Origin of the sequence: Pseudomonas sp. BF-RE-21 (assembly GCF_019947305.1) — a bacterium.
GTDB classification, from domain to species: domain Bacteria; phylum Pseudomonadota; class Gammaproteobacteria; order Pseudomonadales; family Pseudomonadaceae; genus Aquipseudomonas; species Aquipseudomonas migulae.
This window is the reverse complement of the sequence record NZ_JAGYGF010000011.1, coordinates 103,573-126,477: the sequence shown is the minus strand read 5'-3', so window position 1 is coordinate 126,477 and position 22,905 is coordinate 103,573. Positions and strand designations below refer to the sequence as shown.

Below are 22,905 nucleotides of genomic sequence, written 5' to 3'. Positions count from 1 at the left end.
CTGGCTGCAGCAAGAGAATTGTTTCAAAGCTTGACCAACTTTCCCCTCAAATGACATATTGATAGTTAGCAAACTAACAGTGTGTCTTTTCGCTCGTGCCAAAAAACCTCGACGCTCTCCAGATGAACATCAGCAGCTCCATGGTGGTGGCCGCCCGGCATTGGCGGAAGATCTGCCAGACCACGCTGGTCAACTATGGAATCTCCGAAGCCTGTGCCGTTCCGTTGTTGATGATCGGGCGGTTGGGCGAGGGCGTGCGGCAGGTGACGGTGGCGCAGGCGGCCGGGATGGAGAGCCCTTCGCTGGTGCGGCTGCTCGATCAGTTGTGTCATGCCGGCTACGTTCGTCGCACTGAAGATGCCCATGACCGCCGCGCCAAATGCCTGAGCCTGACCGACACCGGTCGGGAATTGGTGCAGGCCGTCGAAATCGAGTTGGTGCGCTTGCGTAATGAAGTGCTGGAAGGCATCGCCCCGAGTGATCTGGAGGCAGCGTTACGGGTATTGAAAGCGTTTGAAGCGGCCAACGCTCCGTCGGTGGTGAACCCTTGAGCGGATTTTTTACCGGCGTTCCCCCGGCGCGGGACTGGTTCTATGGCGTGCGCACTTTCGCGGCGTCGATGATCGCGCTGTACATCGCCATGCTCATGCAAATGCCGCGTCCGTATTGGGCGATGGCCACGGTCTACATCGTTTCCAGTCCGTTTGTCGGCCCCACCAGTTCCAAGGCGTTGTACCGCGCGGTCGGTACGTTTCTGGGTGCGGCGGCGGCAGTTTTTTTCGTGCCGATGTTTGTTCAGAGCCCCTATGTGCTGGTGGTCGTTATCGCGCTGTGGACCGGGGTTCTGCTGTTCCTGTCGTTGCACTTGCGCACCGCCAACAGTTACGCGTTGATGCTTGCCGGTTACACCCTGCCGCTGATCGCCTTGCCGGTGGTGGATAACCCGTTGGCGGTGTGGGATGTCGCTGAAGCGCGGACTGAAGAGATCTTCCTCGGCATCGCCGTCGCGGCGGTGGTCGGCGCGATGTTCTGGCCGCGGCGGCTGGCGCCGGTGTTCAACGATTCGGTGAACAAATGGTTTGCCGATGCCTCGACCTACAGCCTGCGATTCCTCAGCCGCAACGTGCAGCCGGACGAAGTCAGCGCGCTGCGCTCGTCGATGGTCGCGACCTTTAACACTCTGGAATTGATGATCGGCCAGTTGCCCCACGAAGGCGCGCGCCCGCAAACCGTGCGCAATACCAAGGAACTGCGCGGCCGAATGATTCATCTGCTGCCGGTGATCGACGCGCTCGATGACGCGCTTTACGCCCTTGAGCGGCGCACGCCGGAGCTTGTGGATAAGTTCGCGCCGTTGCTGACCGCCACCACCGAATGGCTCAACCACAAAGATGCCGACCTCGCTCGCTGGCAAGCGCTGAAAGATCAACTCGAAGCGCTGCAACCCACTGCCGAAGCGCTGGATGATCGCAAGCAATTGCTGTTCTCCAACGCGCTGTACCGTCTCGGCGAATGGGTCGATTTGTGGCAGGACTGCCGCAGTCTGCAATACGCCATTCAGTGCGAAAGCCAGGACAGTTGGCGCGCGGTGTACCGGCATTGGCGCCTCGGTCGCCTGTCACCGTTTCTCGACCGTGGGCTGATGTTTTATTCGGCGGCGTCCACGGTCACCGCGATCATTGTCGCCTCGGTGTTGTGGATTCTGCTCGGCTGGACCGACGGCGGCAGCGCGGTGATTCTGGCGGCGGTGGCGTGCAGCTTCTTCGCGTCGATGGACGACCCGGCGCCGCAGATTTACCGGTTCTTTTTCTGGACGGCGATGTCGGTGCTGTTCGCCAGTCTTTACCTGTTCCTGGTGCTGCCTAACCTGCATGATTTCCCGATGCTGGTGCTGGCGTTCGCCGTGCCGTTCATTTGCATCGGCACCCTGACGGTCAAGCCGCAGTTTTACCTGGGCATGCTGCTGACGCTGGTCAACACCTCGTCCTTCATCAGCATCCAGGGCGCTTACGACGCGGACTTCCTCAGCTTCGCCAACTCCAACCTGGCCGGCCCGGTCGGTTTGCTGTTTGCGTTTGTCTGGACCCTGATCGCCCGGCCGTTCGGCGCAGAACTGGCGGCCAAGCGCCTGACCCGTTTCAGCTGGCGCGACATCGTCAGCCTCACCGAGCCGGCCTCCCTGGCCGAGCATCGCCGCTTGGGTGTGCAGGTGCTCGACCGTTTGATGCAGCATTTGCCGCGCCTGGCCATGACCGGCCAGGACACCGGCATCGCGTTGCGCGAAGTGCGCGTGGCGCTGAATTTGCTCGACTTGCTGGCCTACACGCCGCGGGTGTTCGGCGTACCGCAGACATTGCTGCACCAAGTGGTGGCCGAGGTCGGCGAGTATTTCAAGGCCTGCCTCAAGGCTCGCGAACGTTTGCCGGCGCCCAGTGCGTTGTTGATGACCATGGACCGCGCGCGCCGTGCCCTGAACCGCGAATGCGATGACGGCGCCCGTCTGCACCTGCTGCACGCCCTAAGCGGCTTGCGTCTGGCCTTGCTGCCCGGTGTGGAATTCCTCGGCACCGGCGACCTCGAAGAACCGCTTCCCCATGGCATCGATGGAGCGCCTTTATGATCGGTGATCTGGATATCAGCGGGGTGTTCCTGCCCACGCTGCTGGTGCTGATGGGCATTACCTATGTGATTTACCTGCTGGTGCACGGGTTGCTGACGCGCCTGCACTTTTACCGTCTGGTCTGGCACCGGGCATTGTTCAACGTGGCTCTCTACGCTTTGCTGCTCGGCGCCGTGGACTCACTCAGTCGATACCTGATGACATGAAAAAACCTTTTCTGACCCTCGGTCGCGTGGTCCTGACCCTGCTGATCGTGACCTTCGCCGTTGTCGTGGTCTGGCGCATGGTGATGTATTACATGTTCGCGCCGTGGACCCGCGACGGGCACATTCGCGCCGACATCGTGCAGATCGCCCCGGACGTGTCCGGGCTGATTCAGCAAGTGGACGTGCGCGACAACCAATTGGTGAAACGCGGCCAGGTGTTGTTCAGCATCGATCAGGACCGTTTCAAACTCGCCCTGCGCCAAGCCAAAGCAGCGGTCGCCGACCGTCAGGAAACCCTGGCGCAGGCGCAACGCGAAGCCAAGCGTAACCGTGGCCTCGGCAATCTGGTGCCGGGCGAGCAACTGGAAGAGAGCCAATCACGAGTCGCCCGCGCCGAAGTGGCGCTGATGGAAGCGCAAGTGGCGGTGGACAGCGCCCAGCTCAACCTCGACCGCTCGACCATCCGCAGCCCGGTGGATGGCTACGTCAACGACCGTGCGCCGCGTGCGCAGGAATTCGTCACCGCAGGGCGCCCGGTGTTGTCGGTGGTGGACAGCAATTCCTTTCACATCGACGGCTATTTCGAAGAAACCAAACTCGACGGCATCCACGTTGGCCAGAGCGTCGACATTCGCGTGATCGGTGACCGCGCCCGCCTGCGCGGCCATGTGGAAAGCATCGTCGCGGGCATCGAAGACCGTGACCGCAGCAGCGGCAGCAACCTGCTGCCCAACGTCAACCCGGCGTTCAGCTGGGTGCGGCTGGCGCAGCGGATTCCGGTGCGGATCGCCTTCGATGACGTGCCGGCGGATTTCCGCATGATTGCCGGGCGCACCGCGACGGTGTCGATCATCGGCGACCAGCAGCAGGAGTCGGCCAAATGAGCAGGGCCTCGGGTTTGGCGATTGCCGGATTGAGTTTGCTGTTGTCGGCGTGCCAGACGGTCGGGCCGGATTATCAACTGCCGGAAGAGGCGGCCGTTCACCGCGAAGATTTTCAGGGCGAACTGGCCGTGGACGGCAAACCGGTGGTCTCGGCGCCGGTGCCCGCCGATTGGTGGCGCCTGTATCAGGACCCTCGGCTTAATCAACTGGTCCAGCAAGCGTTGGCGTCCAACACCGATCTGCGTGTGGCGGCAGCCAGCCTGCTGCGGGCTCGCGCGCAGGTCGATGAAGCCGAGGCCGCCGGTGGCTGGAGCGGTGGCATAAAAATGGGCGCCGAGCGTTTGCAGGAGTCCGGCGAAGCGTTCCTGTTGCCTGAGAAAGTGCCGGTGGCCAACATCGGTGATATCGGCATCAGCGCTTCATACCAGTTCGATCTGTTCGGCACGCTCAAGCGCGGCATCGAAGCCGCCAAGGCCAATGCCGATGCGACCCAGGCCGCCGCCGATACCGCACGTATCACCTTGGTGGCCGATGTGGTGCGCGCCTACACCCAGGTGTGTGCGGCTAATGAAGAACGGGAAATTGCCCAGCACTCCCTCGACCTGCAATCGCAGAGCACCACATTGATCCAGCGCCTGCGCGACGCCGGTCGAGGCGATGAAACCCAGGTCACCCGTTCGCAAACCCAATTCAAGTCCCTGCGCGCCGAGATGCCGCGCTACGAGGCTGCGCGTCAGGCCGGGCTGTTCCGCCTGTCGATGCTGCTGGCCAAACCGGTCGATCAATTGCCGGCCGGCACCGCCAGTTGCGCGCAGCTGCCGAAAATCGCGCAATTGGTGCCGGTGGGCGATGGCGCCTCACTGCTCAAGCGTCGCCCCGATATCCGCCAGGCTGAACGTCGGCTGGCCGCTGCGACGGCCGGTATCGGCGTCGCCACCGGTGAGCTGTACCCGGACATCCGCATCGGCGCGACCATCGGCACCGTCGGCATTCTGGAAAACCTCGGCGAGCCTTCGACCAATCGTTGGGGCTTCGGCCCGTCGCTGAGCTGGAGCGTGCCGACCAACGGGGCCCGGGCGCGAATCCGCGAAGCTGAAGCCGTGACCCAGGCGACGTTGGCGCACTTTGATGGTGTCGTTCTCAACGCCATACGTGAAACCCAGACCAGCCTGGCGCAGTACTCGGCGTTGCTGCAGCGCCGAGAAGCCCTGGCGGACGCCGAACAATCGGCGAAGCTGGCCGCCGACCAGACGCACCGTTTCTTCCAGGCCGGCCGCGAGTCGTTCCTGGCCGACCTGCAAGCGACCCGCACCTACACCGACGTCACGGCACAACTGGCCGCCGCCAACACTCAGGTTGCGTTGAGCCAGATCGATCTGTTCCTGGCGCTGGGCGGCGGCTGGGAAAGCGGACGAACGCAAGGCTCGAATACCGGCAAACCCTGAGGCCGTTGCTATGCTTTGACTTGATGAGGTCGCGCGTCGAACTCATCAATCAAGGCTCGCGTTGGTCATGGGGATTCCAACAATGAAAAACCCTTATGCTCCCGGCTTCTGGTGCGCTATTGCGGCGTTGGTATTGCTGTCGGCCACCTATTTCTACGGCATCATGCTGGCCCACCAGATCGACAAGGCGCTGGTGTTTCTCGATAGTGCTGCGGCGCTGATCGCGGTGATGGCGATCGTGGTGGTGGCCTGGGCTTCGTTCCAGGGTCAGCGCATCAAAAAAAGACAACTCGAACAAGGCAAGACCCTGGTGCTGATCTGGGACACCAAGGTCGCTTTGCGCCGGGTCGAAACGGTGTTCGATCGTTACTTCTGGGGCAGTTACTGGCAACCGGGGCGCACGTTCCAGGAAGTCATGGGCGAACTCACCGGCACACCGCTGGAAAAAAGCCTCGAAACCTTGAAGAAGCAATGCCTGGCCCTCGACAAACAAGTGTCCGAGGACGACTGGCACTGGTTGAATAACGCCCGTGAGCTCTCCGATGTTGCCGCCGCCATGGCACGCGAACGCTATCAGCTGGATTTCTGCGACCCGCGCGCGGACGTGACGGGCGGGGCGGTGATCAATCGGGATTTTGAAGTGCTGGTTTATACGTGGACGGCGCGGCTGAAAAGCTTTGATCATCAGCTGGATGAGATGGAAGTGCAGTATTCCTGAATTGATGCTGGCTGGACTGACGCCATCGCCGGCAAGCCGGCTCCTACAGGGTTCAGCGTAATCCTTGTGGGAGCGAGCCTGCTCGCGATGGCGATTTCATATCCGCCGAAACCCTCAAACCCTCCGCACGGTCCATAGACACTCTTTAACCTTTAAACATTGGGCCACCCGGTGCGCCCAGTGCTAATCTCCTTCGCACTTTTCGCGCAGTCGTGACCGCAACCCGAAATGGGTTCAGGGAAGACGACCACACTCAAACAACGGACATTGAACGGGTCATTCATGAATAAATCAGCAGGCGTGCTTCTTGGAATCGTCGTGGCCATCGGTGCAATCAGCGCCGGCGGTGCCTGGTTCACCGGCACCAAACTCGAAGGGGTGCTGAACACCTCGATCGCCGACGCCAACAAAGAGCTGCAAGCCGCGCTGGTCGGTTCCAACGGCACCGCGTCGCTGGAACTGGTATCACTTGAGCGCCACGTGTTCAGCAGCACCGCGCACTACCGCCTCAAGGGCCAGGGCGAGATGTTCGGCGAAGCACCGGTCGAACTGCTTTTCGCCGACCGCATCGAACACGGTCCGCTGCCGCTCTCGCGCCTGATGTCGCTGAAATTGCTGCCGGTCATGGCCACCAGTCACTACGAACTGGAAAAGACCCCGGTCACCGAGAAGTGGTTCGCCGCTGCCAAGGACAAATCGCCGCTCACCGGCGTGGTCAACATCGGCTATGACAACGCCACCAACGGCACCCTCGAACTGCTGCCGCTGGATGTTGCGCTGGACGACAAGTCCCACCTGAAATTTTCCGGCCTGAACCTCGAAGTCGCCGCCAACGCCCAGGCGCAGAAAGTCAAAGCCAACGGCTACATGGACAACTTCACACTGACCACCGTGGCTGAAGACCAGACACCGGTGAAAGTCGAATTGAACGGCCTGACCCTGGCCAGCAATCTCGTCAAAAGTACCTACGGCTTTTACACCGGCGAGAACACCGTCGAGCTGACCGACAGCAAGACCACCTTTGGCGCGCAGCAGTCGGTGCTGGGCATCAAGAAATTTGAAATGAAGAACCAGACCGAAGAGTCGGGCACCAGCGCTTCCGGGCGTGCCGATTACAAGATCGGTGAAGTGTCCCTGAACGGCAAGACGGTCGGCTCCGCACAGATGGCCATGAGCCTGAAGAACCTCGACATTCCATCCACGATGTCGTTGATGCAGATCTACCAGACCAAACTGCAACCGTACGAGAAGGCCGCCGCCGAAGCGGTTGCAGCTGGCGAACCTGCCCCCGAACTGGTCTTGACCCCGGAAGAAGAGGCTCAGGTGAAAACCGGTCTGGAGAAACTGCTGGCAGCCGGCCCGCAAGTGGCTCTGGAAAACCTGTCGTTCACCACCGCCAACGGTGAAAGTCGCGCCAACCTGGTGCTCGACCTGACCAAGCCACAATCTTTGGACCTGACGCCGGATCAACTGATCAAACAGTTGATTGCCCTGCTGGACGTCAATATCCAGGTGTCCAAACCGATGCTGGTTGACTTGCTCAGCGTCCAGAGCCAGATCGATGGCCAGGCTGACGTCAAGGTCGTTGCCGATCAAGCCACGGCCACCGCCGACATGTTCGGCGCCATGGCAGTCGGTACGCAGTTCGCCACGCTGGACGGCACTAACATCGTCAGCAAACTGCACTACGCCAACAACCAGGTGGAGTTCAACGGCCAGAAAATGACCCTCGAAGAGTTTATCGGCTTTGTGATGAGCAAACTCGGTGGTGCAGGCGTTGTTCAGTAACACCTAGACGTCCCGAATCAGCCGCCATGCCTCGTCAACCGGCAGCGGCTGCTTCATCTGCTCGGCCAGCATTGCCATCGCCCGCTCTTCATCGCAGGCGATGGCGGCGGTTACCACACCATTCTTGCCGAACAGGCCGATAAAGGGTGGATGGTACGGATCACCCTTGAACTCGACTTCGTCCCAGGCTTCGGCGTGACCGAGGTAGTCGTAGTTCTTGCCGAAGTGCCAGGTCCAGAAATACGGCACATCCAGGTAATGCTCATCACCGCCCAGCATGTTCATCGCTGCGATCCGCGCCTGTTGTTGCGCCAGGCGCCAATGTTCGATTCGTTGCGGTTGGCCATTGAGCGGGAAGGTGGCGATATCGCCAGCCGCCCAAAGCCCTTCGGTCACGCGCATCCCGCCGTCGACCTTCAGTGACTGATCCTTTTCCGTGGGCAAATCCTTGAACGGCCCGGTGGCCGGGCTGACGCCAATGCCGACCAATACCAAATCCGCCGGAAAGCGCTGACCGTTATCCAGGCGCACCGCTTCGACCTTGTTCGTGCCTTCGATCTGCGCGGCTTCGCCCTCCGTATGAAACACCACGCCGTGGGCCACGTGGTGGGCAAGAATCGCCTTGCCGACCGTTTCGCCGAACTGTTTGGCGAAGGGCACCGCGTGGCGGGCCAGGACGGTGACGTCCAGGCCGTATTCGCGTAGCGCCGCAGCGGATTCCATCGCGATAAAACTGTCGCCGATGATCACTGCCCGCTGGCCGGGTTTGGCGGCGCTCAGAATCCGTTGGGCCTGGTCTTTCGAGCGCAGCAAGAACACCTGAGGCAGGTCGGCGCCGGGAATGTCGAGAGCGTTCGGTGTGCCGCCCGTGGCGATCAGCGCGGCGTCATAGATCAATGTCTGGCCGTCCTTGAGCTGCACCGTCCGGTTTTGTGCATCCAGGCTCGCCACTTCACCGTTTATGCGATCGATGCGTTGCTCGCGATAGAAGTTTTCATCGCGCAGGGGCGGGACTTCTTCCGGCGGCATTTCCCCGGCGATCACGAATTTGCTCAACACCGTACGGTCGTAACCGGCGCCAGGCTCGCGGTCGATCAGCAGCACACGGCCACCGAAACCCTTTTCGCGCAGCGCCGCCGCACCCGCCGTGCCAGCGGCGCCGGCACCGATGATCACAAACGTCCGTTCGTCATCGGCCGGCGGGGTGTGAGCATCGTCCAGCGGCTGATCGTCGACCCAGACTTCGTCGTCGCGCACCTCCAGGGGATAGCGCTTGAGGCTGTCCAGCGACGGCGGTTCACACAGCGCGCCGTCCTCGATCCGGTAAGCGGCCTTGTGCCACGGGCAAATCAGACGCCCATGACACAGCGCACCTTCGGCCAGAGGCGCCCCGGCATGCGGGCATTCGCCCTGATAGGCGCGCAATTGGGCGCCGACCCGCAGCAAGACGATCTTGGTGTCGCCAATCCGGACTTCCAGGCCTCGGTTTTCGGACACATCGGCAAAACGGGCGACGCGGTGCAGTGCCATGATCGTTCTCCAGGCAAGCGTTTCACTTATGAGTTTGGCGCTTATCCCGAGGTTCAGCCAATTCCCACTGCCACCGCGTGAACGGTCCGGCTATAGTTTGCACGCCGACCACGGCCCCACCCGCACAAGGTGCTCCGGTATGACCCGATTGACCTCTCTGAACCCTTGGCTGGCGGCCGTTGCCGTCGCCCTTTGCGTGCAGTTTCCGGCGCAGGCCGCAGAACGCTTCACCGTCAGCATTCCCGGTGTCACCGACAACCGCCTGTTCACTTCGGCGGCGGCCAGCGATGCGGCCGGTTGTGGCGGCAAGAACCAGTCCCCGGCCCTGAGCTGGACCGCTGGCCCTGCGGGCACCCAGAGTTACGCCATCGTCATGCACGACCCGGACGGTCAGAAAGGCTTGGGATCCGACCACTGGATTCATTACGGCATCAAATCCGCGACCCGCCAGATTCCGGCCGGTGTTGGCGCCAAGTCTGCGTTTGAAGGCGTGGGCGGCAGCAACAGCAAAGGCACCATCGGCTACATCGGTCCTTGCCCGCCGGTCGGCGACAGCTCCCACCACTACATCATCCAGCTCTACGCCCTGGACCTCGCCCCGGACGCCTTGCCGGCCGGTCTGACCCGCGCGCAACTGCTGGAAAAAATCAAAGGTCATGTGCTGAAAAACAGCAGCGTGGTGCGGCGTTATCACCGCTGAAGTTTTTTTCAGCGGGTTTAACCCGAACCAGTGAGGCCGCCCGTCTCAGAGGATGAATGGATCAATTTCCTCCTGAGGTCAGCCCCCATGTCCCTCCCTCTGCATTTCCTCCGCCCGGCCGCCCAGGGTTTCACCGTCGGGTTGCTGCTGGCCGTTGCCGGTTGTGGTGTTTCGTCCAAGCCTGAACCCCCTTCAGTTGCGTCTCCTGCACAACATGAGCTGGTGCGCAGTGAGGCGATCATGGCCGATGCGACCCTGGCCAAACGCAGCATGAGTCCGGCACCGATGGCGAGTTTTGCGCCTGAATCTGCGCCGCCGGGATATCAGGATGAGCAGCGCGAGCAGTATCAGGCGCTGGCGGATAACCCGATTCACAGCGTCGCCGAGGCGCCGGTCTCGACCTTCAGCGCCGACGTCGACACCGGCGCTTATGCCAATGTCCGTCGCCTGCTCAATCAAGGTCGCCTGCCACCCGAAGGTGCGGTGCGCCTGGAGGAGATGGTCAATTACTTCCCCTACGACTACGCGTTGCCCACCGATGGCTCGCCGTTTGGTGTGACCACGGAACTGGCGTCGTCGCCGTGGAACCCGCACACCCGCTTGCTGCGCATTGGCATCAAGGCATCGGACCGTGCGGTGGCTGAACTGGCCCCTGCGAACCTGGTGTTTCTGGTGGACGTGTCCGGCTCGATGGACCGTCGCGAGGGGCTGCCGCTGGTCAAAAGCACGCTGAAATTGCTGGTCGATCAATTGCGGGCGCAGGACCGGGTGTCGCTGGTGGTCTACGCCGGCGATTCGCGTGTGGTGCTGGAGCCAACTTCCGGACGGGAAAAAGCGAAAATTCGTACAGCCATCGATCAATTGACGGCAGGCGGCTCCACCGCCGGGGCGTCGGGCATCAAGCTGGCCTATCAAATGGCACAGCAAGCGTTCATCCCCAAAGGCATCAACCGCATCCTGCTGGCCACCGACGGCGACTTCAACGTCGGCATCAGCGACTTCGACAGCCTCAAGCAAATGGCTGTGGATAAACGCAAGACCGGCGTTTCCCTGACCACCCTGGGTTTTGGTGTGGATAACTACAATGAACACCTGATGGAACAACTGGCCGATGCCGGCGATGGTAACTATGCGTACATCGACAACCTGCGCGAGGCGCGCAAAGTGCTGGTGGATCAGCTCGGTTCGACCCTCGCGGTGGTGGCGAAGAACGTGAAGCTGCAAGTGGAGTTCAACCCGGCGCAGGTCAGCGAGTATCGGTTGCTGGGCTATGAGAATCGCGCGTTGAAGCGTGAGGATTTCAGCAACGACAAGGTCGATGCTGGTGAAATCGGAGCAGGGCATACGGTCACGGCGTTGTACGAAATTGTTCCGAAGGGTGAGAAGGGCTGGTTGGAACCATTGCGGTATGGCAGCGCTGAGTCAGCCACTTCGGCAAAGTCTGGAGAATTGGCGATGCTGCGTGTGCGTTATCAGCTGCCGGAAGGTGGGAACAGTCGCTTGATTGAGCGGCCGATTGCCGCTGGTTCGGAAGGTAAGGCCAGTGACGACCTTAGATTTGCGGCGGCCGTGGCGGCGTTTTCCCAGCAGCTCAAGGACGGGCGTTATACCGGCGATTTCAGCTTGAAGGACACGCAGGCGTTGGCTCGCGGTGCGCGGGGTGATGATCCATTCGGTCTGCGTTCTGAGTTCGTGCAATTGGTGGAACTGGCGCAGAGCCTGCGAACCACCACTGCATCCAACAGCGAACCGGTTAAAGGAGGCTACAACTGACATGTCTGCTCTTGAACCGAGCGACGAATCACTGCTGGCCCGTTATCGCAAAGGCGACGGGCCGGCGTTCGAGATTCTGTACGCCCGTCACCGGCAAGGTCTTTATCGTTTCCTGCTAGGCCTCAGCGGCAAATCCGAACTCGCCGAAGAGGTCTATCAGGAAACCTGGCTGAGCCTGATCCGCAGCACCAGTCAGCCACAAGGTCGGGCGAATTTTCGTACCTGGCTTTACCAGATCGCCCGCAATCGCCTGATCGATCACTGGCGCAAACACGGAATCCACAACCCCTTGCACGACAGCTATGACGAACAAACCCACGCCCTGGTCGATGACGCCGCCGATCCCGAACAACTGCTGAGCCTGAGCCGCGACAACCAGCGCCTTGAATCCGCCCTGCAAACCTTGCCCACCGACCAGCGCGAAGTGTTCCTGCTGCGCGCCCATGGCGATCTCGACCTGCCGCAGATCGCCACCCTCACCGAAACACCGCTGGAAACCGTCAAGAGCCGCTTGCGCTACGCCCAGCAAAAACTGCGTCGGCTGCTGGCCGAGGAGGTACTGACATGACTGACGCCCGCAAAACACCAGACGATGAAATGCTTCAGCATTTCCGCGAGCATTCGACCGCCGAACCGCCGAGCCATCTTGATGCGTTCATCCTGACTGCCGCACAGCGTGAAGTCCCAGCGCCGAAACCGAGTCTGTGGCAGCGCTGGGTTCAGGCTTGCCAGAAACCTCGTTGGCAGGTCGCATTTGCCAGCCTTGTCGGTGTCGCGCTGATGCTGGCGCTGGTGCAACGCACACCGGAGCAAGTACCGAGTTACGACTTCGCCCCCAAAGCATCTGCCCCGGTTGCCAAAAAAGAGGCAGCGCAAGCACCGTCGTCAGTTGCGCGCTCGTTGGCTGCCCCAGCCGCGCCGATGGCCGATTTTGCCGCCCCCGCGCAGAGCGAATCGATCAGTGTCGAAATGGCCGAGGAAGCAAAAGTCAGCAAACGCGCCGCCGCGCCGGTGAAAACCCTGGATGAGCAGTTGCTTGAAGTGGTTCGCCTGCAGAACGCCGGTCAGGCACGTGAGGCGGATGAATTGTTGGCGACATTACACAAACGCTTTCCCAAGGAAAATCTCGCGGCCCGGCTTAAGGAATTGAAGAAAAACTGAGGACGGCGGTGCTCTGCGATTTGGCATCCACCCCCGAAAGCGCGCACTATCGGCCTATAGCCGATGCGTTGGAGGATGCCGTGGCAAAAAAAATCGACCGCATCGCCCAAATGCTCAACTGCCCCGTCAAGGGCGAGGAACTGCGGCGAGCAGTGACCGAGAGTCGTAAGGAATTTCTTCTGGCCAAGCAGGCAGAAGAGGTTCTGGAGGAGGACGTCCTAGATGAAGAAGAGTTTGAGGACGACGAAGACGATGATTACGACGAGTTTGACTGGACGACTGAATGAAAAAACCGCTTGGGCGGTTTTTCATGGCCCACAAAAAAGCCCCAGACCCTACGGCCTGAGGCTTTCTCGTTTCTACTAATATGGTGCACCAGGCGGGATTCGAACCCACGACCCCTGCCTTCGGAGGGCAGTACTCTATCCAGCTGAGCTACTGGTGCAAGCGGGCGCCATGATACTCATATGCACTGCGGGCGTCCATGCTGCTGAATCGACTGCGCTTTTTCAAAGCGTAACCTGCGTTTGCTACGTTGATCAGAAAAATTGAGCAAATGCGGCGTTTTCGTTCTTTTTTTCGAACAGCCTATTGTCCTTTACCCCCTTTGATCCTAGGATTCGTTTGAGATTTCAAACGCTCTTGTCTGGGTGCTGAACCGCACGAGTACATTCCGTGCGCTATTTATGTGCTTCAGCCCGGTGAATGATTTCCCTGACGGCAGCCTTTGAGGCGCCTTTCTACAATCATAATTTGCTCCGCGCGTGCCGCGGTGCTGTTAAGGAAAGCCGACATGCAGCTTAAAGACACCCAGTTGTTCCGCCAGCAAGCCTTCATCGATGGCGCTTGGGTTGATGCGGACAATGGTCAGACGATCAAGGTCAACAACCCGGCAACGGGCGAAATTCTGGGCACCGTGCCGAAAATGGGCGCTGCCGAAACCCGCCGTGCGATCGAAGCTGCTGACAAGGCGCTGCCGGCCTGGCGTGCACTGACCGCCAAGGACCGCGCCAACAAGCTGCGTCGCTGGTTCGAGCTGATCATCGAGAACCAGGACGACCTGGCTCGCCTGATGACCCTGGAGCAGGGCAAGCCATTGGCCGAAGCCAAGGGCGAAATCGTTTACGCCGCTTCCTTTATCGAGTGGTTCGCCGAAGAAGCCAAGCGCGTCTACGGTGACGTGATTCCGGGCCACCAGCCAGACAAGCGCCTGATCGTGATCAAGCAGCCAATCGGCGTGACCGCTGCAATCACCCCGTGGAACTTCCCGGCTGCGATGATCACCCGTAAAGCCGGCCCGGCCCTGGCCGCCGGTTGCACCATGGTGCTCAAGCCTGCTTCGCAAACTCCGTTTTCCGCTTTCGCCCTGGCTGAACTGGCCCAGCGTGCCGGCATTCCTGCGGGCGTGTTCAGCGTTGTTTCCGGCAGCGCCGGCGACATCGGCAGCGAGCTGACCAGCAACCCGATCGTGCGTAAATTGTCCTTCACTGGTTCGACCGAAATCGGTCGTCAGTTGATGGCCGAATGCGCCAAGGACATCAAGAAAGTGTCCCTGGAACTGGGCGGTAACGCGCCGTTCATCGTGTTCGACGACGCGGATCTGGATAAGGCCGTCGAAGGCGCGATCATCTCCAAATACCGCAACAACGGCCAGACCTGCGTCTGCGCCAACCGCCTGTACATTCAGGATTCGGTCTACGATGCGTTCGCCGAAAAACTGAAAGTGGCTGTGGCCAAACTCAAGATCGGCAACGGTCTGGAAGTGGGCACCACCACTGGCCCGCTGATCGACGAAAAAGCCGTGGCCAAGGTGCAAGAGCACATCGCTGACGCCATTTCCAAAGGCGCAACTGTTCTGGCTGGCGGCAAGTCGATGGAAGGCAACTTCTTCGAGCCGACCATCCTGACCAACGTGCCGAACAACGCAGCCGTGGCCAAGGAAGAAACCTTCGGTCCATTGGCGCCGCTGTTCCGCTTCAAAGACGAAGCCGACGTGATCGCGATGTCCAACGACACCGAATTCGGTCTGGCCTCGTACTTCTATGCTCGCGACCTGGGTCGTGTGTTCCGTGTGGCGGAAGCCCTGGAATACGGCATGGTTGGCGTCAACACCGGGTTGATCTCCAACGAAGTCGCGCCGTTCGGCGGCATCAAGGCGTCGGGCCTGGGCCGTGAAGGCTCCAAGTACGGCATCGAAGATTACCTGGAAATCAAATACCTCTGCCTGGGCATCTAAGCTCGAGGGCATAAGCCCGGCAAGGCATTGCTTCAAACGCAAAGGGCACGAGAGCGCTGACCCTTTGCGTGCTTCAACCGGAATTTTCTCTGTGGCCGGGAACGCTGTGGCAGTCGATCATCGCATGCTGCCTCAGTTGCCTCCCCGCCGCATTTTCCTTGAACCACGCCGCCCGATGAGCGGTGAATGAGGACTTTATGAGCAAGACTAACGCTTCCCTGATGAAACGCCGCGAAGCCGCTGTACCACGCGGTGTTGGCCAGATTCACCCGATCTTCGCCGAGTCCGCGAAGAACGCCACCGTGACCGACGTTGAAGGTCGCGAGTTCATCGACTTCGCCGGCGGTATCGCCGTGCTGAACACCGGCCACGTGCACCCGAAAATCATCGCCGCCGTGACCGAGCAGCTGAACAAGCTGACCCACACCTGCTTCCAGGTACTGGCCTACGAGCCGTACGTAGAAGTGTGCGAAAAAATCAACGCCAAGGTGCCAGGTGATTTCGCCAAGAAAACCCTGCTGGTGACCACCGGTTCCGAAGCCGTTGAAAACTCCATCAAGATCGCCCGTGCCGCCACTGGCCGTGCCGGCGTGATCGCGTTCACCGGCGCTTACCACGGTCGCACCATGATGACCCTGGGCCTGACCGGTAAAGTCGTGCCTTACTCGGCCGGCATGGGCCTGATGCCAGGCGGCATCTTCCGCGCGCTGTACCCGAACGAACTGCACGGTGTGAGCATCGACGATTCGATCGCCAGCATCGAACGCATCTTCAAGAACGACGCCGAGCCGCGTGACATCGCTGCCATCATCATCGAGCCGGTTCAGGGCGAAGGCGGTTTCTACGTCGCGCCTAAAGAGTTCATGAAGCGCCTGCGTGCCCTGTGCGACCAGCACGGCATCCTGCTGATCGCTGACGAAGTGCAGACTGGCGCCGGCCGTACCGGCACCTTCTTCGCCATGGAACAGATGGGTGTTGCCGCCGACCTGACTACCTTCGCCAAATCCATCGCTGGCGGCTTCCCGCTGGCCGGTGTGTGCGGCAAGGCCGAATACATGGACGCCATCGCTCCAGGCGGCCTGGGCGGCACCTACGCCGGTAGCCCGATCGCTTGCGCCGCGGCCCTGGCCGTGATGGAAGTGTTCGAAGAAGAGCACCTGCTGGACCGCTGCAAGGCAGTCGGCGAGCGTCTGGTCACTGGCCTGAAAGCCATCCAGGCCAAGTACCCGGTAATCGGCGAAGTCCGTGCCCTGGGCGCGATGATCGCAGTCGAGCTGTTCGTCGATGGCGACAGCCACAAGCCGAACGCTCCAGCGGTCGCTGCTGTCGTGGCCAAGGCTCGTGAAAAAGGCCTGATCCTGCTGTCCTGCGGCACCTACGGCAACGTTCTGCGCGTCCTGGTACCGCTGACCTCGCCGGACGAGCAACTGGACAAAGGCCTGGCGATCATCGAAGAGTGCTTCGCCGAGCTCTGATCACCGAGTGTGACCTGATCGACAAAAAACCCGCTTCGGCGGGTTTTTTCGTGACTGCAGAACCTGCCGCACTTTTTCAAATGGCCCGCATTGACTAAGGTGCAAGCAGTGCAAATGGAGTATGCAGATGACCGCTGTAGTTTTGCCCGCCGTACCGCGTGTGCTGATTGCCGAAGCTGACCCCTGGTCCCGCGACTTGCTCAAGCAGGTGCTGTTGAAAGTGCGCTGTGACGCGCGGCTGGATCTTTGTGCCGACGGTCAACAGGCGTTGGAGCTGCTGGCGGAAAATCCGTATGACTTGGTGATCGTCGACTGGGAATTGCCCGGTGTCGATGGTTTGAATGTCTTGCGCAACGTCCGCCAGCGCAAACGCAATCCGCCGTTGCCTTTTATTCTGATGAGCACCCGCAACGACAGCGCCAGCGTGCGCGAAGCCTTGCCCCTGGCGCCCTCGGCGTACCTGACCAAACCCCTGAACATGGAAAGCCTGACCCACCGTCTGCAGGATCTGCTGCTGAACGCTGGGGAACAGGTCTCGTGTGAGGTGCCGGCGTTGGCGCCGGGCATGAGCTTGTCGGCGTACCTGGAGTGTCGTCGTGAGTTTACCGATGGTGCGCCGCTGATGACCGACGTGGAACTGGCGGTCAAGCGCAGCCTTAATCCCAACGGTCTTGACCTGAAGTTGCTCGAAGATGAAATCCGCGTTGATCCACAGATCACTGCCGTCCTGATCGCCGCCGCCAACAGTGCAGCCCAGCATCACGGCGCTGCGGTACAAACCCTGTCCCAGGCGCTGCATCGGCTGGGCACTGGGCAGAGCATGAATTTGATTTTGGGGTTGGCGCTCAAGCGCAGTGCGCGGCTCAGCGATCCGCTGCTGGCCGATTATGCCGAGCGCTACTGGAACCTCTCGCTGCACACCGCTGAATACGCCCGGACATTGGCACGCTTGCTGGATCTGGACCAGGAGCGCTGTTACTGCGCCGGCATGCTGCATCGCTTGGGTGACCTTGCGTTGCTGCGGTGTCTGCAGGAATGGAAGCAGTCCGGTGGAGAGCTGGATGAATGGGAGGAAGTCGGTGATGCACTGGCCGAGTTCGGTGCAGCCTATGGTTCGGCGTTGCGAACCCGCTGGCGCCTGCCTCTGGAGCTGCGAGAGCTGATTGCGGCGGTCTACCAGCTCGGTGGCGGGGTTTACTCCCGCGAAGCGCTGGTGATGAACATGGCGGCACAGTTGGCGCGATTGAATGAGCATGAGGGCATTGAGGAACTGGCCAAGAGCCGGACGGCGCGGCTGCTCAAGATTGGCTTGCCGGAATTGATACGTTTGCGCAAAAAATAAGTCCGACGCAGAACCCTTGTAGGAGCCGGCTTGCCGGCGATGGCGGTATCACAGCCAGCATCAATGTTGAATGTTATGGCCCCATCGCCGGCAAGCCGGCTCCTACAGGGATCTGTGTTGGGGCTGTCAGCCGGAGATGATCCGGTTCTTGCCCTGGCGCTTCGCTTCGTACATCGCCGCGTCCGCGCGGGCGAACAGGCTATCCAGGTTTAAATCTTCGGCCGTCAGGCTGGTCAATCCCTGGCTGACGGTGATGCCGAACGTCTGGTCGTCATGGCTGAAGCTCAACCGCTGAATCTCCCGTTGCAGGCGCTCGGCCACTTGCATGGCCATATCCGGTGCGCAACCGGGGAACACCGCCGCAAACTCCTCGCCACCAATGCGTCCGAACACATCGCCGCGCCGTAAAGCCGCTTGCCCGCATTCGGCGATCCGTTGCAGCACGTTGTCGCCTTCCGGATGGCCGTAGGTGTCGTTGATCAATTTGAAGTCATCGATGTCCAGCAACAGAAACGCCAACGGCGTGCCTTTTTTTCTTGCCTGTTCGAATTCAAGGTGGGCGCAGTCGAAGAAGTGGCGGCGGTTGCTGCTCTGGGTCAGGACATCGGTGGTAGCCAGGCGATGCAACTCGCTTTCCATCTGCTTCTTGTCGGTGATGTCTTCGGCAATGCCGACGATGATCACCGGTTGACCCGGTTCGGCTTGCCGGTTGATGAAGCACTTGTCGCTGAGCCAGCGCACCTGGCCGTCGGCGGTAATGATGCGGTACTCACGGTCTTCGACGGCGCCTTTGACCAGCACTTCGGCGAGGCTGCGCTCGGCGTACTCCAGATCGTCGGGGTAAATGCTGTCGCGCCACTGGTTGGCGTCGGCCAGCAACAGGCCGGCGGGCCGACCGAAAATCCGTTCATAGGCAGGGCTCACGTAGAGCACCTGGCGGGTTTCCCAGTTGAACGCCCAAAGTACCGCGTTAACGCTCACCAGCAGCGAGCTGAACAGCTGTTCGCGTTCGCTCAGGCGCGCGACTTCGCCTTGGGCATGCATCAGCGCCATCAGGGTTTGCGCGGCTTCCGGCCACTGGGGTAGGGATGAGTCTTGCAGGTTCTTATTGACCATCGACACAAATCTCAAGGACGTGCCGCGTGTTCGACAGCGGCCACAACAAAGCCCGCCGTAGTGGCGAAGTGTCTTTGAGATAGGGGATTTGGAGCTAAGTTCCGAAGGGTGCGCCCGCAAACGGGGCGCACCGATCAACGGTGTCAGGCGGTAGCGGCAGGGCGCAGGGAATAGGTCTTCAATTGGTCGGCGAAGTCGCGCAGGGACTGAATTCCGCTGGCTTCGGCTTCGTGTACCCAATCCTTGATGGCCGCCAGCATGTCGTGACCATTTGAGCTGGTCTTGACCCAGATCTGCTGCAAGGCCAGTCGTTTCTCGTAAATTACCTTCAGCGCCTGACTGTGCTCGAGCATGGTCTGGATGCGCAGGTGGTGTTTGTCATCGAGCAGGCTGGTTTCCCGCGAGAGCAGGCGTTTGGCCCTGTGGAATTGGTGACGGACCGAGTGATCGACCTTTTCCAGCTCTTGTTTGACCAGCGGCGCGATCACCAATTTGCGGTACTGGGCCATGATCTGGAAGCGGTTGTTGAGGATGGCCATGGCGGTGTCCATGTCCAGGTTGCCTTTGCCTTCGACCCGGTGGGCAATCGGCGCAACTCGTTGAACCTTGGCCAGGCGCAGGAAACTGAAGACCTGGATCCAGGCCCAGCCGAGGTCGAATTCCCACTTCTTCACCGACAGTTTTGCCGAATTAGGATAGGTGTGATGGTTGTTATGCAGTTCTTCACCGCCGATCAGGATGCCCCAGGGCACCAGATTGGTCGCCGCATCGCGGCATTCGAAGTTGCGGTAGCCGACGGCGTGGCCCAGGCCATTGACCACACCGGCGGCCCAGACCGGGATCCACATCATCTGGATAGCCCAGATGGTGATGCCGATGGTGCCGAACAGCAGCAGGTCGATGACGGCCATGATCGCCACGCCCAACAGCGGGTAACGGCTGTAGAGGTTGCGTTCGATCCAGTCTTCGGGGCAATTCTTGCCGTAGATGCGCAGGGTCTCGGGGTTTTCCGCTTCGGCTCGGTACAGCTCGGCACCTTTGCGCAGAACGGTGGACAAGCCCTTGATGACCGGGCTGTGCGGGTCATCGACGGTTTCGCATTTGGCGTGATGCTTGCGGTGGATGGCGGTCCACTCGCGGGTGTTCTGCGCCGTGGTCAGCCACAGCCAGAAGCGGAAGAAATGTTTCAGGCCGGCATTGAGCTCAAGCGAGCGATGGGCTGAATAGCGATGCAGATAGACCGTCACGCCGATAATCGTGACGTGGGTCATCAGCAGGGTGACTGCCACCAGTGACCAGGGCGACAAGCCGAGAAAACCTTCGTACCACATAGGCTATAGCGCCCTCGATAAAGAAAAAAACAGCCGTTGCATTATCACTAAGCCCACAGATAAAACCAGTCGCCCTTTCAGATAAGAGTGGCTTGATGTTTCATTAACCTATAATTCCAACCCTTTTGTAGGGACATGGACGGCCGAATGTCTGCCACCTATCGCGATGCCATGCGTGCATCGCTGCTTTACCTGCTGCTTTCCGTCGTCTGGCTGGAGCTCAGTGGTTATTTATTGAACAGTTTCTTCGATAGCTCCGATGAGTTACTGCGATGGCAACTGATCAACGGTTACGTTTGGGTGGTGCTCAGCGCCGGGCTGATCTTCCTCGCTCGGGCGCGATTGTTCCGTTGCCTGGGGATCGGCGCCAAATTGCGTGAGCGCAATGAAGACCGGGAGCGCCTGCGTCAGGCCGCCGCCGTGTTCGATTGCACCCGTGAAGGCGTGCTGGTCACCGACCGTAATGGGGTCATCGTCCATGTGAACCGCGCCTTCATGGAAATTACCGGCTACCAGTGCGAAGAAGTGTTGGGCCAGCAACCCAGCCTGTTCAAATCCGGCCACCACCCGGCGAGTTTCTATCAGACGATGTTCGCCACGCTCAACCGTTGCGGCGAGTGGAGCGGCGAGATCTGGAACCGTCGCAAAAACGGCGGGATCTACCCGCAATGGCAGACGATCCGCCTGATTCATGACGACCACGGCAAGCTCAGCCACTACGTCGCGGTGTTTTCCGACATCAGCGCGATCAAGGATTCCGAGCACGAACTCAAGTACCTGGCGCATCACGATCCACTGACCGATCTGCCCAACCGTCTGCTGTTCACCGACCGTGCCGAGCAGGCATTGGCGTCGGCGCAGATCCAAAAGCGCGGCTGTGCGTTGCTGATGATCGATCTGGATCATTTCAAGATGATCAACGACAGCCTCGGGCACACGGTCGGTGACCAATTGCTCAAGGCCGTGGCCGAACGCTTGAAAGCCATGTTCGGCCCGGGCATCACGCTGGCGCGGCTGGGCGGCGATGAGTTCGCCGTACTGGCTGAAAGTTGCCCGCAACTGGTGCACGCCGCGGCACTGGCCCAGCGGATCGTCGACGGTCTCAAGGAGCCGTTCCACATTGACGGTCATCGGCTGTTTATCAACGCCAGCATCGGCATCAGCCTGTTTCCCGGTGATGCCTTGAGCGCTGAACAACTGCTGCGTAACGCCGACTCGGCCTTGTTCAAGGCCAAAAGCGCTGGTCGCGATGGTTACGCGCTCTACACCGAAGAATTGACTGCTCATGCGCAACAGCGGGTCGAGACGGCATCCGAATTGCGCCGTGCGCTGGAACAGCAGGAATTGCGCGTGTATTACCAGCCGGTTCACGACCTCAAGACCCGTCGCCTGGTCGGTGTCGAGGCGCTGGTGCGCTGGGAGCACCCGCAGCGGGGGTTGGTGTCGCCGGCGGAATTCATCCCCATCGCCGAGCGCACCGGATTGATCGCCGAGATCGATGCCTGGGTCATGCAGCAGGCTTGCCGGCAGATGTGCCACTGGCAGCAGGCCGGGGTGGCGTTGTCGTTTGTCGCGGTGAATGTTTCATCGCGCTTGTTCGCGCGCCGTGAGCTGTATCAGCAGGTGGCGCAGGTGCTGCGCGACACCGGGCTGGATCCCGCGTATCTGGAGCTGGAAGTCACCGAGAGTGCGGTGATGGATGACCCGGAAGTGGCCCTGGAGCAGATGCATCGTTTGCGCGAGCTCGGCGTACGGCTGGCCATCGATGATTTCGGTACCGGCTATTCGTCACTGTTGCGACTCAAGCGTTTGCCGGTGCAGAAACTCAAGATCGACCAGGGCTTCGTCGCCGGATTGCCCTGGGATGACGACGACGCGGCCATCGTGCGCGTGATCATCGCTTTGGCGCAAAGCATGGGCATGCAGGTGCATGCCGAAGGGATCGAGCAGGTCGAGCAGGCGGGTTTCCTGCTGGAGCACGGTTGCGATCTTGGCCAGGGCTACTGGTTCGGCCGACCGGTGCCGGCGGGGCAGCTGGACTGGATGCACGCCCCCCAATCCTACTAACAACTCGATCCCCTGTAGGAGCCGGCTTGCCGGCGATGGCTGCCTCAAGTCCTGCGTAAATATCGAGGGCCTCATCGCCGGCAAGCCGGCTCCTACAGGGATCGCGTGGGGGCTGATTTTTGGATCCTTGATCCGTCGCGCAGACGTAAACCCTCGTTCCGGCAAATAATTTTTTTTGGTTATATAAACATTCTTAAATAGTCTTTTTAAGAATATCCGCACCTATCTACTATTGGCCTCACGCCGCAAGCAGTGCCGCCCACTGCCAGGCAACCTCTCAGTTGAAGGAGCAGCACCATGAGCGCATCCCTACGTAGCGTTGACGGTCAAGACGAAGCCACCATCTTGCGTGAGATCCAGAGCGCCCTGCGCGATCTGCGATTTGGCGCCGTGGAAATCACCGTACACAACGCTCAAGTGGTCCAGATCGAGCGTAAAGAGAAATTCCGTTTGCAGAACCCGAGCACCAAGTCGAGCTAAGCAACCGGCAACCGATTCCAGCACTTCATAAAA

General features: G+C 60.5%; 20 protein-coding genes and 1 tRNA gene. 17 read left to right on the top strand and 4 right to left on the bottom strand.

The features are described from left to right. Nucleotides 1–122 precede the first annotated feature (122 nt). The 7 genes from KGB25_RS10985 to KGB25_RS10955 all read left to right on the top strand — a co-directional run bounded on the left by KGB25_RS10985 (nt 123) and on the right by KGB25_RS10955 (nt 7,661). On the top strand, nt 123–551 hold the full coding sequence (locus tag KGB25_RS10985) for a MarR family winged helix-turn-helix transcriptional regulator (RefSeq protein WP_008034693.1): 429 nt from the start codon (nt 123–125) through the stop codon (nt 549–551). Further along, the gene (locus KGB25_RS10980; RefSeq protein ID WP_223434941.1) at nt 548–2,620 is read left to right on the top strand and encodes an FUSC family protein; all 2,073 of its coding nucleotides are present in this window, start codon (nt 548–550) and stop codon (nt 2,618–2,620) included. Before KGB25_RS10985 ends, KGB25_RS10980 begins: the two co-directional genes overlap by 4 nt. After that, on the top strand, nt 2,617–2,826 hold the full coding sequence (locus KGB25_RS10975) for a DUF1656 domain-containing protein (protein WP_008034684.1): 210 nt from the start codon (nt 2,617–2,619) through the stop codon (nt 2,824–2,826). The genes KGB25_RS10980 and KGB25_RS10975 overlap by 4 nt, the downstream gene beginning before the upstream one ends. Then, nucleotides 2,823–3,710 carry an HlyD family secretion protein gene (locus KGB25_RS10970; protein ID WP_207285558.1) on the top strand — a complete coding sequence of 296 codons (888 nt, stop codon included), beginning with the start codon at nt 2,823–2,825 and terminating at the stop codon, nt 3,708–3,710. Before KGB25_RS10975 ends, KGB25_RS10970 begins: the two co-directional genes overlap by 4 nt. Then, nucleotides 3,707–5,155, top strand: coding sequence for an efflux transporter outer membrane subunit (locus tag KGB25_RS10965; RefSeq protein ID WP_192226663.1), 1,449 nt, complete (start codon nt 3,707–3,709; stop codon nt 5,153–5,155). Before KGB25_RS10970 ends, KGB25_RS10965 begins: the two co-directional genes overlap by 4 nt. 82 nt (nt 5,156–5,237) lie before the next feature. Continuing rightward, on the top strand, nt 5,238–5,873 hold the full coding sequence (locus KGB25_RS10960; protein ID WP_008034678.1) for a hypothetical protein: 636 nt from the start codon (nt 5,238–5,240) through the stop codon (nt 5,871–5,873). 282 nt (nt 5,874–6,155) lie between these two features. Then, nucleotides 6,156–7,661 (top strand): YdgA family protein, encoded by a 1,506-nt coding sequence (locus KGB25_RS10955; protein WP_223434940.1) that lies wholly within the window; start codon nt 6,156–6,158, stop codon nt 7,659–7,661. A 3-nt stretch (nt 7,662–7,664) separates the two neighbouring features. Here the strand turns inward: KGB25_RS10955 and KGB25_RS10950 are convergent, their stop codons facing one another. Further along, the gene (locus tag KGB25_RS10950; RefSeq protein WP_223434939.1) at nt 7,665–9,191 is read right to left on the bottom strand and encodes an apoptosis inducing factor family protein; all 1,527 of its coding nucleotides are present in this window, start codon (nt 9,189–9,191) and stop codon (nt 7,665–7,667) included. A 139-nt stretch (nt 9,192–9,330) separates the two neighbouring features. Here KGB25_RS10950 and KGB25_RS10945 point away from each other — a divergent pair, with 139 nt between their 5' ends. From KGB25_RS10945 to KGB25_RS10925, 5 genes are all read left to right on the top strand, one after another. Then, entirely contained in the window at nt 9,331–9,891 is a 561-nt protein-coding gene (locus KGB25_RS10945) for a YbhB/YbcL family Raf kinase inhibitor-like protein (RefSeq protein WP_008034659.1), read from the top strand. 87 nt (nt 9,892–9,978) lie between these two features. After that, nucleotides 9,979–11,664, top strand: a complete 1,686-nt coding sequence (locus KGB25_RS10940) for a vWA domain-containing protein (RefSeq protein WP_223434938.1) — start codon at nt 9,979–9,981, stop codon at nt 11,662–11,664. A gap of 1 nt (nt 11,665) precedes the next feature. Continuing rightward, entirely contained in the window at nt 11,666–12,232 is a 567-nt protein-coding gene (locus tag KGB25_RS10935) for an RNA polymerase sigma factor (RefSeq protein ID WP_207285562.1), read from the top strand. Then, a complete protein-coding gene (locus KGB25_RS10930) occupies nt 12,229–12,825 on the top strand; it encodes a hypothetical protein (RefSeq protein WP_223434937.1) in 597 nt (198 codons plus the stop codon). Before KGB25_RS10935 ends, KGB25_RS10930 begins: the two co-directional genes overlap by 4 nt. Nucleotides 12,826–12,845: 20 nt before the next feature. Beyond that, on the top strand, nt 12,846–13,112 hold the full coding sequence (locus tag KGB25_RS10925) for a hypothetical protein (RefSeq protein ID WP_223434936.1): 267 nt from the start codon (nt 12,846–12,848) through the stop codon (nt 13,110–13,112). Between the two features lie 81 nt (nt 13,113–13,193). Here KGB25_RS10925 and KGB25_RS10920 read toward each other — a convergent pair. Then, nucleotides 13,194–13,270, bottom strand: a tRNA-Arg gene (locus KGB25_RS10920). A gap of 348 nt (nt 13,271–13,618) precedes the next feature. Here KGB25_RS10920 and gabD point away from each other — a divergent pair. The 3 genes from gabD (at nt 13,619) to KGB25_RS10905 (ending at nt 17,878) form a co-directional block, all read left to right on the top strand. Continuing rightward, a complete protein-coding gene (gene gabD / locus KGB25_RS10915) occupies nt 13,619–15,061 on the top strand; it encodes an NADP-dependent succinate-semialdehyde dehydrogenase (RefSeq protein ID WP_008034642.1) in 1,443 nt (480 codons plus the stop codon). A 197-nt stretch (nt 15,062–15,258) separates the two neighbouring features. Further along, nucleotides 15,259–16,536 carry a 4-aminobutyrate--2-oxoglutarate transaminase gene (gabT, locus tag KGB25_RS10910; RefSeq protein WP_008039680.1) on the top strand — a complete coding sequence of 426 codons (1,278 nt, stop codon included), beginning with the start codon at nt 15,259–15,261 and terminating at the stop codon, nt 16,534–16,536. Between the two features lie 127 nt (nt 16,537–16,663). Next, entirely contained in the window at nt 16,664–17,878 is a 1,215-nt protein-coding gene (locus KGB25_RS10905) for a response regulator (RefSeq protein ID WP_223434935.1), read from the top strand. Nucleotides 17,879–18,004: 126 nt separating this feature from the next. Here KGB25_RS10905 and KGB25_RS10900 read toward each other — a convergent pair whose 3' ends face one another. Together KGB25_RS10900 and desA are read right to left on the bottom strand one after the other, a co-directional pair. Beyond that, a complete protein-coding gene (locus KGB25_RS10900) occupies nt 18,005–18,994 on the bottom strand; it encodes a GGDEF domain-containing protein (protein ID WP_008039684.1) in 990 nt (329 codons plus the stop codon). Nucleotides 18,995–19,137: 143 nt separating this feature from the next. Continuing rightward, the gene (desA, locus tag KGB25_RS10895; RefSeq protein WP_008034081.1) at nt 19,138–20,325 is read right to left on the bottom strand and encodes a delta-9 fatty acid desaturase DesA; all 1,188 of its coding nucleotides are present in this window, start codon (nt 20,323–20,325) and stop codon (nt 19,138–19,140) included. A 147-nt stretch (nt 20,326–20,472) separates the two neighbouring features. On the opposite strand from desA, the gene dibA reads away from it, so the two are divergent. Together dibA and oscA are read left to right on the top strand one after the other, a co-directional pair. Continuing rightward, complete coding sequence (gene dibA, locus KGB25_RS10890) at nt 20,473–22,392, top strand: phosphodiesterase DibA (protein ID WP_223434934.1); 1,920 nt, start codon at nt 20,473–20,475, stop codon at nt 22,390–22,392. 297 nt (nt 22,393–22,689) lie between these two features. Further along, nucleotides 22,690–22,872, top strand: a complete 183-nt coding sequence (gene oscA, locus KGB25_RS10885; protein WP_008034086.1) for a sulfur starvation response protein OscA — start codon at nt 22,690–22,692, stop codon at nt 22,870–22,872. Nucleotides 22,873–22,905: the final 33 nt, after the last annotated feature.